The following is a 14664-nucleotide window of genomic DNA, read 5'->3' as shown; positions in this document are numbered from 1 at the left end:
CGAGTCTCGCCGTCTTCGGCCGATTCCACTCCCTTCGCCGAACTCCGCGCGATCGTCGCCGATCGCCTCGATCGCCTCCATGACCTCCGCGACGAACTCTGGACCGCCGTCGACGGCCCCGAGCGCGAGGCCGCCCGCCTCGACGCCCTGGCCGATGCCGGTCAATCGCACAGAGCCCGATCGGCCCACCGCTACGAACGCGAGGCCGAGCTGAGCTACCACCGCAACCTCAACATGATCATGAAGATCCGCGCCGAGAACCGCCGCGCCGCCGAGGCCGCCCGCAAGGAATCCCAGGCCGGCCGCTGCGTTTCCTCGCCCTCCCCTTCGTCTTCCTCCCCCTCCCTCGGCGGCTGGTTTCGCGACTCCAGCGCACCACCGAATCGCCCGGCCGTTCCCGTCACCGTGGAGGGCGCACCGCCACGGAACGAAGCCAAGTCGTCAAACCCGGCGATCGATCCGCGTTCACTCAACGCTCAATCACCGAACGACTTCCGTCACGAACCGCTCACCCCGTCGCCGCGAATCCCCGCCCCGTCACCGGCGCACCCTTCGGCGCACCCCGGCGCACCTTCGCGCCCCTCGGCGTCCCCTCCGAGCAGCTCTGGCCCCGCGCCGACCGCACCCTCGGCCCCCTCAACGGCCACGGGCCGACCCCAGGCAACGGACTTGCCCGAGAATCGGCCCGTGACGCATTCCGATCCCTTCACGCCGCCGGTCGATCCCCGCCAGGGGACCACCATCGCGGCCCACTCCGCGACCACCCCGCACTCAGGGCGTCTCGTCCCCCTCGGCCGGGGCGGCCTCGGCGGGCTCGACGTCGACCTCAGTCTCGGCCGGGGCCGGCTCGACGGCGATGACGTCCGACTCGACCTCCCCCTCGACGACGGCCGCGGGCTCCGCGTCGGGGTCGATCTCCGGCTGGGCCGGCTCGGGGACGAGGTACATCGAGGCGATGAAGGCCAGCATCGCCAGGGTGACGGCGACGAACGGGATGAGCCAGAACTTCCGCCAGTCGGTCGTCCGCACCGGCGGCTCGCCGGCGACCGCCGGGGCCACTTCCGTGGTGTACCGCTGGTTCAGCCAGCCGGCCAGCTCGGTCCCGAGGTACATGCCCAGCCCGTAGACGACCACGCCGTACAGCGCCTGGCCGCTCGCCCGGATCGACTCGTCCGCGAGGTTCTCGACGTGGATGAACCCGGCCGCGAAGAAGAAGTCGAAGCAGAGCCCGTGCAGGGCCACCCCGAGCAAGACCAGCGGGAAGTACTTCCCTCGCCCCGCGACTGAGAAGAACCCGAACCGCAACGACCAGGCCGCCACCCCCAGCAGCAGCACCGCCTGAATCCCCAGGTCATTGATCACCAGGGGCAGGGCCAGCATGAAGAAGACCTCGACCGCCTGGCCGAGCGTCATGATCGGCCCGACGTTCTGCGACCGGACACCCGACTGCTGCTCGATGAACAGGGCCGCGAAGGCGAAGTAAATGCCCATCGCCATCGAGACGATCAGGGTCACCCCGAAGAAGATCGCCGCCCCCGGGTCGGCCATGATGCTCAGGGCCTTGACCATCGGCAGCATCCCGGCATCGGGGTCGACCTGCGGCACCGTCTCCGGCACCTGCAAGAGCGTGTAAATCCCCAATACGAGCGACAGCCCCCCCGCCAGCAAGAGCGGCTTGTTATCGACCGGCCGATCCGGCTTCAGGAGCAGCTTCAGGGACAGCCCGGCGGCGATCCAGCCGACCGTCCCGAACACCCGGATATACGGGAAGGTGTTCTGATTGGGCAGGTGCGTGAACGCGACCGCGTTGACCAGCGAGAGCGTCGGCGAATAGACCAACGCATACAGCAGAGTGACCCAGAAGAAGGTCGCCGGCCGCTTCATCTGGGCCATCACGACCAGCAAGACCGCGCCGATCAGGTGCGACGCCCCGATCACGATCTCGGTGTTGAAGTACTTGTCGGCGACCGTCGCCACGATCAACGGCGAGAAGATCGCCCCCAGCGGCATCGTCCCGTAGATCCGGCCGATGATGGGCCGCGAGAACCCCTTGGCATTCAGGTAGTTCCCCAGCACCACGATCCAGGCCCCCCAGATCGCGAACTCCAGGAAGAACAGTACCATCAGGGGCCAGTACTTCGGGTCGCCCCAGACCGTCAATAATTGCTTGAATTCGAGCGCAACCCTGGTCAAGAAGTCCGGGGCTTCTGCGAGGTTCGCCTCCTGGGCGAACAGAAGCAACGTGCCGTATTCCATGTACTCAGTCCGATTCGTTCCGGGGGGTCGAGGCGCACCAGCGACCGGGGCCTTCGTGGTGTGAAGGCTCCAAACATCCGACGCGAAGGCCGCGATGTCAAGTGGCCAGCCCGGCCGACCGCGGGCGCATCCCGATCGGCTCGGCGGGGCCGGGACGGAGGGCGTCGAGCAGGCGGCCGACCACCCTCCGGCACGAGTTCGTCCGGGCCAGTTCCAGCCGCCGCCACTCCCGACCGTCGTCGAACTGGAGGAAGCTCAGCGAGGCGATCGCGCCGAGGAAGTCGTCCGTGTCGGTCGCCACGTCCATCACCCCGGCATACAGCCGGCACTCCGGCAGGTTGGTCGCCACGATCGGCCGGCCGCTCCCCATGAAGTCCATGATCTTCGTTGGGCAGCAGACCTGATTGAACGGATGATCCACCCGATACGGGATCAGGCAGGCATCGAAGCCCCGGACGTATTCCCCGATCCGCTCCTGCGGCCGGAACCCGACCGCGTGCACGTTCGGCATCGCCAGGCACCGCCGGGCCGCCTCGAACCAAGCGCCCGCCCCGTCCTTCGGCTCTTTCCCAATCAGGACAATCGACGACTCGGGGAACTCCTCCGCCACCCGAATCAGCAGCGGCCAGTCGACCCGGTCCTCCAGGCCGCCGACGTAGCCGAGCAAGGGCCTCGGCAGGTGGTCCAGGTCGCTCGGCGCCGGGCCGGCCTTGCCCGTCACCTCGTCGGACAGGAACGCCTCGGGGGTCCCGTGCGGCAGGTGGCGGATGCGGGCCGCGGCCTCGGGCACGTCCCTCCGCAGTTGCTCGGCCCGGGCCTGGGCCACGCAGGCGGTCAGATCGACCTCGCCCACCAGTTGCCGCTCCAGGGCGCGGACCTCCTCCGCCTGATTCGGCCAGTACAACGCGTAGTCGTCCAGGCTCAGGTACACCTGGATGTCGGGCCGGACCAGATCCCGCAGGTACCGGTAATGCGGATACGTCATCACCAGGGCCAGCGGGCCGTCGACCGCCAACGACCGTCGCCACCGGTCGATCGCCCGGCGGATCGGCCTCATGCCGAGCCTCGGGTACCGCTTCATCCACCCCGGGGGCAGGACGACCTGCTGGGTCCACTGGTTCGGGCCGATCGGCTCGGGCCTCTGGCCGAACCAACGCCAGGGGGGGATCCCCTTCTGCCTCGCGTTCACCACGTCGCAGCACTCGAGCAAGAGCGACTTGACGTTCGGCCGGTCGATCGCCCGAAACAGGTTGCCCGTCGTGTGCCAACCGGCGTCGGCCACAACGAGCGCCATCGGCTCCGTCGAACCCGGCAGTTCGGCCTGCCAACCCTGCGAGAGAACCTGCGACATGGGTGCACCCTCCATGATGATTCCAAGGCGATGTTGCGGCCGGGGCCCGGTCCCGATCACGGGAGGATCGGGACCGCCAGGTTCAGGGGACGACCGTCGCGAAGGCGGTCAGCCGCACCGGCGGTTCGTCCGGGTGATCGGTGCCGATTTCGAGGATGGCATGATACGCCCCGGTCGAGCTGGGCGGCGTCTCGATCGCCACCTTGATCTGATGCAACGGCCGGCTGGCGTCGGGCGCCTCCCCCGCCACGGCGATCGCACCCTCTACCGCCTTCGTGTCCGTGACGCGGAAGGGGGTCGAGCCCCGCAGCAGGACCGTCCGCTCGACCCGCTGCCCCGCCCGCACCGAACCCAGGTTCAAAACCGCCGGCGAGAGCGAGACCTCCGACGACACCCTCGCCACGACCGACAACGGGATCGTCTTCCGCTGCTCGTCGTTCGTCACCAGCGTGATCTGGTCCCGGAAGCTGCCGTTGCGGAGACGAGCCGGATCGAGCTTCGCCACCAGGCGATACTCGACACCCTCCTTCGACGTCGCATCCGACGGGGCGACCTGCTGCAGCTCGGCCGTCAACGACGAATTGGCGTGCCTCATGTCGATCACCCGCCAGTCCTTCTGACCGCCGAGGTAGCGGAGCGTCACCACCTTCTCGGCCGTCGCCCCGCGCTTCAAGTCGCCGAAGTCGAGCACGCCGGGGCTGACCTGAATCTCGTCCTGCACGAAGGAGGTGAGGGAGTAATCGATCGTCCGGGAGCCGGGCTGTTCCAGGTAGAGGGTCAACCCGGTCGCCTTGTAGCCGGAGAACTTGGAGGAGTCGAAGACCACCTCCAGCGTCGTCTGGGCGCCCGGCGGGATGACCTGTGCCCCGAGGTTCACGTCGGTGCAGCCGCACATCGGCTTCCAGCCCGAGATGCGGACCTCGCGGTTCGTCCGGTTCGTGATCTTGAAGTTGTGCCGCAGCACCGACCCCTTGGCCACGGTCCCGAAGTTGTGGCTCCGCTCGGGGAAGACGGCCTCGACCCAGTCGTCGGCCGACTGCGCCTGCACCCGACTCGCCATCGCCGACACCAAGAGCAACCCCAGGATCGCCCCGGCGATCCCGATGACCCCTCGACGCCCCAGGTCGGCGCGATCGCGTGCCCGTTCCATGTGCCCTCCTGGCGATTCCACCCGTTCCGTACTCGACCGCGATCGAACGAGAGGCTCAAGCAACGCCCCCCTTTCAATGCGCGGACCTTCCTCCGGAGGATTCGACCAGCCATGATAATGCAACCGATCGTCCTGACCAGTGCAATCGGCCCCCGGCGCCTCGAAGTTGAGCCGAACCGCCGGGTGACCTGTTCGATTTGCGAGCGAGGGTCACTGCCGGGTCTGATTCGCCGACCGGGCCGCGACCTCGGCCTTTTTCTCCTCCAGGTAGTCGACGACCGAGACCGGGGCGCCTCCCCGGCGCTTGCTCTCGTCGGCCGCCTCCATGAAGGCGAACATCTCGACCGTGTCCTTGAGCGGGACCGGCGGCTCGCCGCCGAGGAAGGTCTTGCAGACCTCGACCAGCATCGTCTCGTAGCCGCCGCCGACGGTGATCGTCTCGATCTTCTCGGAGCCGAAGACGGTGGCGCCGTAGCCGGCCCGACCGTCTCGGATGCCGCGGAAGGTGCCGACCCGGCCGTCCTTCCAGACGCCGGTGACGACCTCGGTCCCGTCCGTCTGGACGCGGCTGACCGTCTCGCAGCCGGGGCCCATCAGGGCGAAGAGCATCTCGACGCCGTGGACGCCGTACCAGAAGAGGTCGGGGTGGTGCTCCTCCAGCGAGCACGGCCCGTAGGTGAACGCCCCCACGATCTCAAGCTTCTTCGCCGCCTCGATCTGCGGCTGGAATCGCAGGCTCGACGACGACCAGCAGGGGACGCCCGCCTCCTCGGCCAGCTTGGCGATCTCGACCGCATCGGCCAGCGATCCGGCCAGCGGCTTGTCGATGAACAGGGGCTTGCCGGCGGCGATCACCGGGCGGGCCTGCTCCAGGTGGGGCCGCCCGTCGACGCTCTCCAGGAAGACGACGTCCACCTTCTCCAGCAATTCCTCGATCGAATCGACGATCTCCACGCCGTATTCGTCCCGGAGCTGGTTGGTGAAGCCCTCGACCCGATCCCTGCTGGACGGGATGTCGGAGCTACCCCCGGGATACCCGGCGACGACCTTGACGCGGGCCAGCGGGCCTTCGGCATCCTCGGCGTTCAGGACCCTGGTGAAGGCGACGACGTGCGAGGTGTCCAGCCCAATCATGCCGGCCCGCAAGACCGGCTCGTCGTCCGCCATCGCGGCGGGATTCGACGCCACCAGCGCGCCGACCATCGCCAGCGACCCGAAGCCGAAACTCAACAAACGTGTTCCAATCCTCATCCGAAGAACTCCTCAAGTGATGGAATGCAGCAAAGGCAGGTCAGGGGTTGGTCTCGATCGGACGCCGCACGTCATTCGGGCGGGGGTCGTCCGGGACGGCCAGTTCGTCGCGGAGCCGGGCCAGCTCGGCCGTCAACTCCTCGCGGACGTCGGCGTATTGCGGGTCATCGTAGCAGCTCCGCAGCTCGTGCGGATCGCGGAGCAGGTCGTACAGCTCCCACTCGCCGAGGCTGTAGAAATGAATGAGCTTATATCGATCGGTCCGCACGCCGTGGTGCCGCTGGACGGAATGCTCGGCGGGGAACTCGTAATAGTGGTAGTAGAAGCTCGACCGCCAGTCGTCGGGCGTCTCCCCCTTGAGCAAGGGGACGAGGCTCCTCCCCTGCATGTCCTCGGGAATGGCGACGCCGGCGACGTCGAGGAACGTTTCGGCGAAGTCGAGGTTCGAGACCAGGCGATCGCTCGTCGATCCCGGCTCGACCACGCCCGGCCAGCGGACGAGGAACGGGGTCCGGAGCGATTCCTCGTACATCCATCGCTTGTCGAACCAGCCGTGCTCGCCCAGGTAAAATCCCTGGTCCGACGCATAAAGGACGATCGTGTTCTCGGCCAGCCCCGACTCATCGAGATAGTCGAGCAAACGGCCGACGTTCTCATCGACCGAGTCGATGCAGCGGAGGTAATCCTTGATGTATCGCTGGTACTTCCAGCGCACCAGGTCGTCTCCCGACAGGCCGAGTCGCTCGAACTCGGCGTTCTCCTCGGCGTAGGCGTCGTTCCACTGGGCGAGCTGATCGTCGGTCAGGTTGTTCGGGGTGGTGAACTTCAGGTCGTTCGGCGTCAGGGTGTCGCGGATCGTCATGTCCTGCGTCCGGGCCGGGGTGCCGCGCCCCTCGTAGTCGTCGAAGAGGGTGGGTGGCTCGGCGACCGGAGCGTCCTTGTAAGCGTCGAGGTACTTCGGACCCGGCTGCCAGTTGCGGTGCGGGGCCTTGTGCTGGGCCATGAGCAGGAAGGGGCGGTCGGGGTCGCGTTCGGATTTCAGCCAGTCGAGCGTCAGGTCGGTGATGATGTCGGTCGTGTAGCCCTCGTGGCGGACCCGCTCGCCGTTGCGGATCATCGGCGGATTGTAGTAGGCCCCCTGCCCCGGCAGGATGTGCCAGGTGTCGAAGCCGGTGGGGTCGGTCTCCAGGTGCCACTTGCCGAAGATCGCCGTCTGATAGCCGGCCTCTTGGAGCAGCTTCGGGACGGTCGTCTGCGAGCCGTCGAAGCGGTCGCCGTTCTGATAGAACCCGTTCAGATGACTGTATTTCCCCGTGAGGATCGTCGCCCGGCTGGGGCCGCAAATCGAGTTCGTCACCAGGCAGGCGTCGAACCGCATCCCTTCCCGGGCCAGGCGGTCGATCTGAGGGGTTCGATTGATGGTCGATCCATAAGCGCCGACGGCCTGATAGGCGTGGTCGTCGGAAAAGATGAACAGGATGTTCGGTCGATCGGCGGTCTCTGGGTCGTTTACAACGGCCATGGCTCCAGACGGCCCCACCGCGAGCGCGACCAGAAGGGTCATCGCCAGTCGGAAACCGTGGCTCGACGTTCGGAAACGCAGCATGGTCAGGCAACTCCGGAAGTCTCGAACGGTGTGCGATCGTTTCGGGAGGGACCGATTGCGGAGGATCGGGTGGGGAGTCCGGGGCGGCGGTTCGACCCTCGGCCGTCGTCGCCCGGGCAGCCCGAGCGACGAACCGTGCCGGAGCAGACTATCCCGGGCCGTTCCCTTCGGATCGTACCTTACTCGTGGATCGGCCGGCTTTCCAGGGCTTGCCCGGGGGTGAACGGGGCGATCGCCCCGACGTGGGGTGCCTGTCGCAATCCGGGATGCCTTGAAACTCCTCGCGATCCCGAGAATCGGGCAGATCGGCTGAAGTGGTCGGGTTGCGGTGGTCGATCCCCTCTGGCGGCGATCCGTCTCGACGGCTGCCGCCGTGCCGTCCCGGAGGAACCCGGGGCGATTCCGAGGGCGCCGAGGCCCGTCGAACGAGGGCGATGGACCGTGCCGATGCCTCGATTGCTGGTGATGGTCGGGATCCTCCTGATGGGGAGCGCCCCCGTCGAGGGGCGTCCGACCCGATCAGGCGGAGGCGGGCGTACGGCCGAGGCCTTCGACGTGCCGATCACCTCGGGAGTCGCCGCGTTCGACCTCCCTCCGGATTGCTCGGAGGAGGAGGTCGTGCTCATCGTCTCGGCGATGAGTCACGACGGGACCTTCGCCGCGGAGTGCGCCATGACCCCGGCCGGGGAGGGGATCGGGCTGACTCCCCTCCGGTCGATCGGCACCGGGGTCCCGGCCGGCGAGGCAATCAGCCCGGACTCGACGGCCCGCCCGCGGGAATCGGTGCAAGGGGTGCGCCCCGATCGCCCCGTCCCGACCGCTCATCCCCTGCTCCGCCGCGGCTTCTCGGTCCGAGTGCGACCGGGCGACCCGCGATCGCCGAGCAATTACGACCTGATCGACGCCCGGCTCCGCGCGGTCGGGGAACGGATTCAGGTGTTCGTGGATGATGATGACCTGGCGGTCGTGGGGGACGACGTGCTGCGCACGATCGTGTCGAGCTTCGACCGGGTGATCGAGCCTCGGCTCTCGGCCCGAATCGGGCCGGTGCGGGACGTGGACCGGGACGGCCGATTCACGGTGCTCCTCTCCCGACGGATTCGCCTGCCGTTCCCGGATCGGTCGCACGTCGACGGCTACTTCCGGTCGACCGACTTGGACCAGGATCTCCCCCGTCCGCTCAGCAATCGGGCCGACATGGTCTACCTCGACGCCGGGATCCAGGCGGGCCCGTACCTGGAAACGGTGCTCGCGCATGAATATGGGCATGCCGTCCTTGAATCCCGCCGCCGGGACCTGGGGCCCCCGCTCGTGGAGGAGTCGTGGCTGGACGAGGCGATGGCCCACCTCTGCGAGGATCTGGTCGGCCGATCGACCGAGAACCTCGACTACCGGGTCAGCGCGTTCCTGTCGGAACCCCGGCGCTGCAGCGTGCGTGTCGAGGACGAACACCGGCCGGGGCGGTTCCGAAGCCACGGCAACCGAGGGGCGTCTTACCTGTTCCTCCGCTGGTGCGCCGGGCGCTCCGACGGCGATTTCCTGCTGAGGCTCTGCTCGCAGGGGGCCGTCGGCGTCCCGAACCTGGAGCGCGCGGCCGGCCGACCGTTCGACGAGCTGTACCGCCAGTGGAGCGTGACGAACGCCCTGGAGAGCCTCGGCGCCGGGACGGATTCGGGGGGATCGTTTCACCTGCTCGGCACGATGGGCGACTGGCCGATGGCAGGTGTTCGCTTCGCGACGATCGACCCGGAAACGCCTGAGCACTCCTTCACGCTTGAAGCGACGAGCAGCCAGTATCTGAGGCTCGCACCCGATCCCGAGACGCCCGCCCGGGTGGTCGTGCGGTGCGACCCGGCCGCCCGGCCGATCGTGACGCTGGTCCGCGTCCCTCGGAGGCATCCCGACCTGCGGTTCGAGGTGCGGGTCAAGGAGCTCGGGCCCGACGTGGCGACCGTCGTCGCTCGGGTCGAGGAGCGAGCCGGCCTGAACACGTCGCTGGAGCGGCTCTCCTGGGAGCCGAATCTCGCCGCGGCGTCCGCCCCACGATCTCGGCTCTCGGCCCATACGCTCGATGGCGACGCGTTGCGATCCCTCTTCCCCGAACCGGCGCTCGCCCCGGGCGACCACCTGACCTCCGCCCCCTTCCAGATCCCCAGCGACCAGCTTGCCCTGTCCCCCCTGGTCTTCCGCCTGTCGGCCCGGACCGACGACGGCCGACGCGGTGTCTCCTGGGCCGAACTGATCCCCCCCCCTCCCGGCCTCGCCCGGCCGTCTCGCCCGCCCTCGCTCGAACCACCGCCGGGCAATCCACTTGGGTCGAACCCCGCCGCCCCCTTGACGCGGCGTCGCTGAGACGATAAATTTTCTCTTGTCGGCCGGAGTGGCGGAATTGGCAGACGCGCTAGCTTGAGGGGCTAGTCCGCTTCATCGCGGGTGCAGGTTCAAGTCCTGTCTCCGGCACTGGTGAGATTCAAGGGGTTGCGTCGAAAGACGCAGCCCCTTTCTTCGTGTGCGTTGGGGAGGATGTGGTTGGCGGGTCAGGGGCGAGGATTGAGATGGGGATCCGGGCCGGGGGGATATGCCAGGGCGTGCCGGGGAGTCATGGGGTGGGCAGGTGTTCCTCGGGGCGGTCGGGACGAAGCAGCTCGATGAGGGAGGCGCGAAAGGAGTCGAGGAGAGGCTGGCTGGCGGGCATGACCAGGTTGGTCTGCTCGTTCGGGTCGCTGCCCACGGCGTAGATCTCTTCGAAAGGCCTGTCCGGACGCTGCGTGCGGATGTATTTCAGTTGCCGGTCGTCCATGATCGAGATCATCGGACCTCCGAACACGGGGGATTTTCCCTCGTTCGGGAGGAACATGTCCGGGCCCGGGACCGAGGCCACGGCCGGAGAGGGCTGGGCGGACTCGGGGGAGGAGCCCGGCGCGGACGACTGATCGTCGGCGAGGTTCCAGAGCGGGGCGAGGGAGGTGCCGGGGAGGGGAGAGCCGGGGTGGCCTGCGAGGTCGAGCAGGGTCGCCGGGACGTCTCGGAGGCTGACGACCCGGTCGACGACCGTCCCGGGGGGGGCGAGACCCGGGGCGATGAGGAGGAGGGGGACGTGCAGTTGGTCCTCGTAGAGGCTGACCCCGTGGCCGAACAGGTCGTGCTCGCCGAACGCCTCGCCGTGGTCCGAGGTGACGACGACGATCAGGTCGTCGAGGAGGCCGCGGCGGTCGAGCTGGTCGAACAGCTTGCCGAGCTGATGGTCGAGGGCGGCGATGCACGAGTCGTATCCGTCGATCAGCAGCCTCTCCTGCTCGGGAGAGATGGCGGGCTTCTCGGGGCGGAGCCACCAGTCTTCGAGGAAGGCGCGATCGGCCGGGTCGGTCGGGGGCGTCCCGAAGCGGTGCTCGGCCCCCGGGGGGACGAGGTACGGGTCGTGTGCGTCGAAGTAGTTCAGGAAGGCGAAGAACGGTCGGGCCTCGGGCCGGTCGCGGTCGAGCCAATCGAGGAACCGGCGGTTGATGGACTCGGCGTCGATCCGGTCGAATCGGCGTAGCGGGGGAGGTTCACCGGGGCGAAGGGAGGCGGAGAGCTCGCCGATCAGGTCGACGAGGCGCCCGCCGACCTCGGTGCTGGCGAGGGCCGTGGCGAGGGTGAAGGGGAGATCCTCGTAGCGGGCGAATCCCCGGGAAAGCCCCGTCGCATAGGTGGTGTAGTAGGTGTTCGCGACCAGGCCGACGGTGTCGTAGCCGAGCTCGGCCAGGCTCCCGGCGAGGGTCGGGCCGGCCTCGGACGTCGGGCTGAACCGATCGGGGCAGACGTCGAAGGACCATCGGCCCGTCATCAGGCTGGCGTGAGAGGGGAGCGTCCAGGGGGCGGTCGCTCGGGCGCCGGTGAAAGTGACCCCGCGGCCGGCGATCGCCCGGAGTTCGGGCGAGGTCGGTCGATCGGCCCCGGAGCCTGGGAGGCTGAGGTGATCGGCCCGGACCGTGTCGAGGACGATCAGGAGGATGTTCGGCCCGCGGGCCTCGGCCTCTTGCGGGGCGGGGGGCGACCGATCGAAGTGTCGCCAGGCGGCAAGCCCCGGGATCCCGAGCACCAGCACGGGCAGACTCCACCGGACCAGCGCCGCACAGGCGTTGGGGAAACGCCGAGCGATCGGGACGACGAGCGACGCCAACCCCAGGGCGAGCAGGAAGAGGGCGCCGAAATAGAGGCCGGGCGCGAGGATCAGGAGGGTCGGCATGAAGGCGAGGGCCACCAGCACGAGCGGCCCGACCCGGTGGCCGAGTCGGGGTCGGATCGCCGTCAGGGCGGCGATCGGGAGGGCGATGCCCAGCAGGAGGGCGGCGTTGACCGTGGGGATCGTCCAGGGGTAGGCCCGGATTTTCCCGAGGTACGGCCAGACCTCGCCGGATCGGGCCCGGATGAGCAGGAACGCGGCCAGTTCCGCGGCCCCGGCCAGGATCCCGAGCCAAACAGCCAGGCCGAGCAGGCCCATCGGCCCCGGCCCGGGATTCGGCCCGGCCTCCGGACGATCGGGACGCGGCAGCGGCGGTTCGGGGGACGATTCGGTTGCTGGGAGACTCATGGTTCCGCTCGGATCGTGCCTCCCGCCGGGCGGGGCGACCGCTCCATCCGAGTCGACTCCTTTTCGAAAAGGTGAGCCAATCGACCACGCGATGACGCTTCTTACAGTTCAAGAGAGCGTCAAGGACTCGACGTTTGGCCGCATCCTGATCCTGGTTCATGGTCGCTTCGGGATGCATTCGCCTGCCTGCGTGAACGTATCATTCCCCGACTCGGGGAAATGCTCACCCGAATCTGCAGGAATCTGCTCCGAATCCGGGGCGGCCGGGTTCGTTGTTTCCCGATGGCGATGATCGCGACGTTGAGGTGCCCATGTTCGAATCGATTCTGGTCGCATACATCGGTCCCGAGACGATGTTGCCGCTCGGCTCCGTGGTGGCGGGGGCGGTGGGGGTGGCGATGATGTTCGGGCGGAACGTGCTGCGCGGTGTCGGCAGGATCTTCCGGAGGCCGCCGGGCGCGGACTGATTCGACGGCTGCTGCCGCTCGCCTGGTGTTCCTGATCGGCCCGGGCCGGCCGGAATCGGAGCCGGCCTGGCCCGAGGATCGCGGTGCGCACGTAAGGAGTCAGTAGGGAGTGGGACTGCCCGGGATCGCTCGCGTCATCATTGTGGGGCTCGACGGGCTGGACCCGACGATCCTCGACGAACAGTTGGCCGCCGGGGCGTTGCCGCACTTCGCGGCCCTGCGCGAACAAGGGGGCTATGGCCGGGTGGCGACCACGCTCCCGGCACAGACGCCGGTGGCCTGGTCGAGCTTCGCCACGGGGACGAATCCGGGCGGTCACGGCATCTTCGATTTCGTGAATCGGGATCCGAAAACGTATCGACTTGAACTGGCCTTGAACCGTTACGAGCGGCCGGGGGTCTTCCAACTCCCCCGCGTGGTGAACCTTCGGCGCGGGGTCCCCTTCTGGAGCGCCCTTTCCGAGCGGGGGATTCCGTCCTCGGTGATCCGCTGCCCCTGCACGTACCCGCCGGACGAGATCGAGGGGCGGATGCTCTCGGGGATGGGGGTGCCTGACCTGCGGGGCGGGTTCGGCACGGGGACTTACTACACCTCGGCGGGTGGGGTGGTTGCGGGCGAGGCCGAACGCGTGGTGCCGCTGCCGGGGACTGGCCCGGGGCCGATCGAGACGGTGATCCTCGGCCCGATCCACCCGAGGACGCGGGGCGAGACCCGGGTGCCGATCGTGCTCGAGGACGCGGCAGAGGAAGGCCGGATGATCCTGCGATCCCCGGGCGACCCGGAGAGCCTGGTCCTGGAGCGGGGGCGTTGGAGCGACTGGCTCCGTGTGACATTCCGCATGGGATTGCTGCAGTCGGTGCGCGGGCTGGTGCGGTTTCTGCTGGTGGAACGGGGGCCGGATCGCGTTGCGCTGTATTGCTCTCCCATCCAGTTCGACCCGGAGGCCCCCCCCTTCCCGATCAGCCACCCCGACTCGTTTGCCGGCGACCTGAGCCGAGCAATCGGCCCATTCCACACGACCGGGCTGCCCGAAGACCACGCGGCGCTGAGTAACGGACGGATCAGTGAGTCGGCGTTCCTGCATCAGTGCGAGGACCTCTGGCGGGAACGGGAGGCGATGTTCGAGCATGAACTGGGTCGGTTCGAGTCGGGCATGCTCTATTGCCTGTTCGGGATTCCCGACCGGATCCAGCATCTGTTCTGGCGCTACCGGGATGCCGGGCATGCGGCGAATCGCGGTCGGCCGATGGTCGCCGAGCACCGTCAGGCCATCGCCGAGGCGTACCGGAGGAGCGACGCGCAGGTCGGCCGCGCGCTCGAGGCCGCCGACGACAGGACGTTGGTGATCGCCCTGAGCGACCACGGGTTCGGTTCATTCCGCCGCGGGGTGGACTTGAACAAATGGCTCTATGAGAACGGTCTCCTCGCCGTTCACGACGGCGAGGAGGCGGGGGATCCGGAGGGGCCGCCGCTCGGTCGGATCGACTGGTCGAGGACGAAGGCGTATTCAATCGGGCTGGGCGGGATTTTCCTGAATCTCCGCGGCCGGGAAGGCGAAGGGGTGGTCGACCCGGAGGAGGCCGAGGCGCTGAAGGGGGCGATCGCGGACGCGCTGGGGGGATTGGAGGACCCGGTGACCGAGGCGGTCGCCGTCCGGTCGGTGGTGGCCCGAGAGCGGGTCTACTCGGGCCCGTTCGTGGAGGAGGCCCCGGACCTGCTCGTCCGCTTCGGGAGCGGTTACCGGAGTTCCTGGGGGTCGGCCATGGGGCACGTGGGGGACTCGGTGTTTGAGGACAACGTCAGGATCTGGGCGGGCGATCACATCATCGATCCGGTGCTCGTCCCGGGGATCCTCCTGATGAATCGGCCGTTCCGGTCGGACGACGCCTCGTTGCTGGACCTGGCTCCGACGGTGCTCGATGCCTTCGCAATGGCCAGGACCTCGGAGATGGAAGGGAGAAGCCTGCTGCGATGAGACTCGTCGTGATTGGAGTGGAGGGAATCGGATCC

General features: G+C 68.3%; 9 protein-coding genes and 1 tRNA gene. 4 read left to right on the top strand and 6 right to left on the bottom strand.

Features of this window, described 5'->3' with window-relative positions:
- Positions 1–771: 771 nt before the first annotated feature.
- The 5 genes from AB1L88_RS08210 to AB1L88_RS08190 all read right to left on the bottom strand — a co-directional run bounded on the left by AB1L88_RS08210 (position 772) and on the right by AB1L88_RS08190 (position 7530).
- Positions 772–2256 (bottom strand): MFS transporter, encoded by a 1485-nt coding sequence (locus AB1L88_RS08210; protein ID WP_367096161.1) that lies wholly within the window; start codon positions 2254–2256, stop codon positions 772–774.
- 97 nt (positions 2257–2353) lie between these two features.
- A complete protein-coding gene (locus tag AB1L88_RS08205; RefSeq protein ID WP_367096160.1) occupies positions 2354–3607 on the bottom strand; it encodes a glycosyltransferase in 1254 nt (417 codons plus the stop codon).
- A gap of 82 nt (positions 3608–3689) precedes the next feature.
- Positions 3690–4757 (bottom strand): DUF1573 domain-containing protein, encoded by a 1068-nt coding sequence (locus tag AB1L88_RS08200; RefSeq protein ID WP_367096159.1) that lies wholly within the window; start codon positions 4755–4757, stop codon positions 3690–3692.
- 210 nt (positions 4758–4967) lie between these two features.
- Entirely contained in the window at positions 4968–6008 is a 1041-nt protein-coding gene (locus tag AB1L88_RS08195; protein ID WP_367096158.1) for a Gfo/Idh/MocA family oxidoreductase, read from the bottom strand.
- A 40-nt stretch (positions 6009–6048) separates the two neighbouring features.
- Positions 6049–7530 carry a sulfatase gene (locus AB1L88_RS08190; protein ID WP_367096362.1) on the bottom strand — a complete coding sequence of 494 codons (1482 nt, stop codon included), beginning with the start codon at positions 7528–7530 and terminating at the stop codon, positions 6049–6051.
- A 531-nt stretch (positions 7531–8061) separates the two neighbouring features.
- On the opposite strand from AB1L88_RS08190, the gene AB1L88_RS08185 reads away from it, so the two are divergent.
- Together AB1L88_RS08185 and AB1L88_RS08180 are read left to right on the top strand one after the other, a co-directional pair.
- Positions 8062–9966: a hypothetical protein gene (locus AB1L88_RS08185; RefSeq protein ID WP_367096157.1), complete on the top strand. Its 1905-nt coding sequence runs from the start codon at positions 8062–8064 to the stop codon at positions 9964–9966.
- A gap of 22 nt (positions 9967–9988) precedes the next feature.
- A tRNA-Leu gene (locus tag AB1L88_RS08180) sits at positions 9989–10074 on the top strand.
- A gap of 139 nt (positions 10075–10213) precedes the next feature.
- Here AB1L88_RS08180 and AB1L88_RS08175 read toward each other — a convergent pair.
- Entirely contained in the window at positions 10214–12187 is a 1974-nt protein-coding gene (locus tag AB1L88_RS08175) for a sulfatase (RefSeq protein WP_367096156.1), read from the bottom strand.
- A gap of 311 nt (positions 12188–12498) precedes the next feature.
- Here AB1L88_RS08175 and AB1L88_RS08170 point away from each other — a divergent pair, with 311 nt between their 5' ends.
- Complete coding sequence (locus tag AB1L88_RS08170) at positions 12499–12654, top strand: hypothetical protein (protein WP_367096155.1); 156 nt, start codon at positions 12499–12501, stop codon at positions 12652–12654.
- A gap of 109 nt (positions 12655–12763) precedes the next feature.
- Positions 12764–14629 carry an alkaline phosphatase family protein gene (locus tag AB1L88_RS08165; RefSeq protein ID WP_367096154.1) on the top strand — a complete coding sequence of 622 codons (1866 nt, stop codon included), beginning with the start codon at positions 12764–12766 and terminating at the stop codon, positions 14627–14629.
- The last annotated feature ends 35 nt before the right edge of the window (positions 14630–14664 follow it).

This window comes from Tautonia sp. JC769 (genome assembly GCF_040717455.1).
In the GTDB taxonomy this organism is placed as follows: domain Bacteria; phylum Planctomycetota; class Planctomycetia; order Isosphaerales; family Isosphaeraceae; genus Tautonia.
The sequence above is the reverse complement of the archived record's forward strand: the minus strand, read 5'-3'. Positions and strand labels throughout refer to the sequence as shown.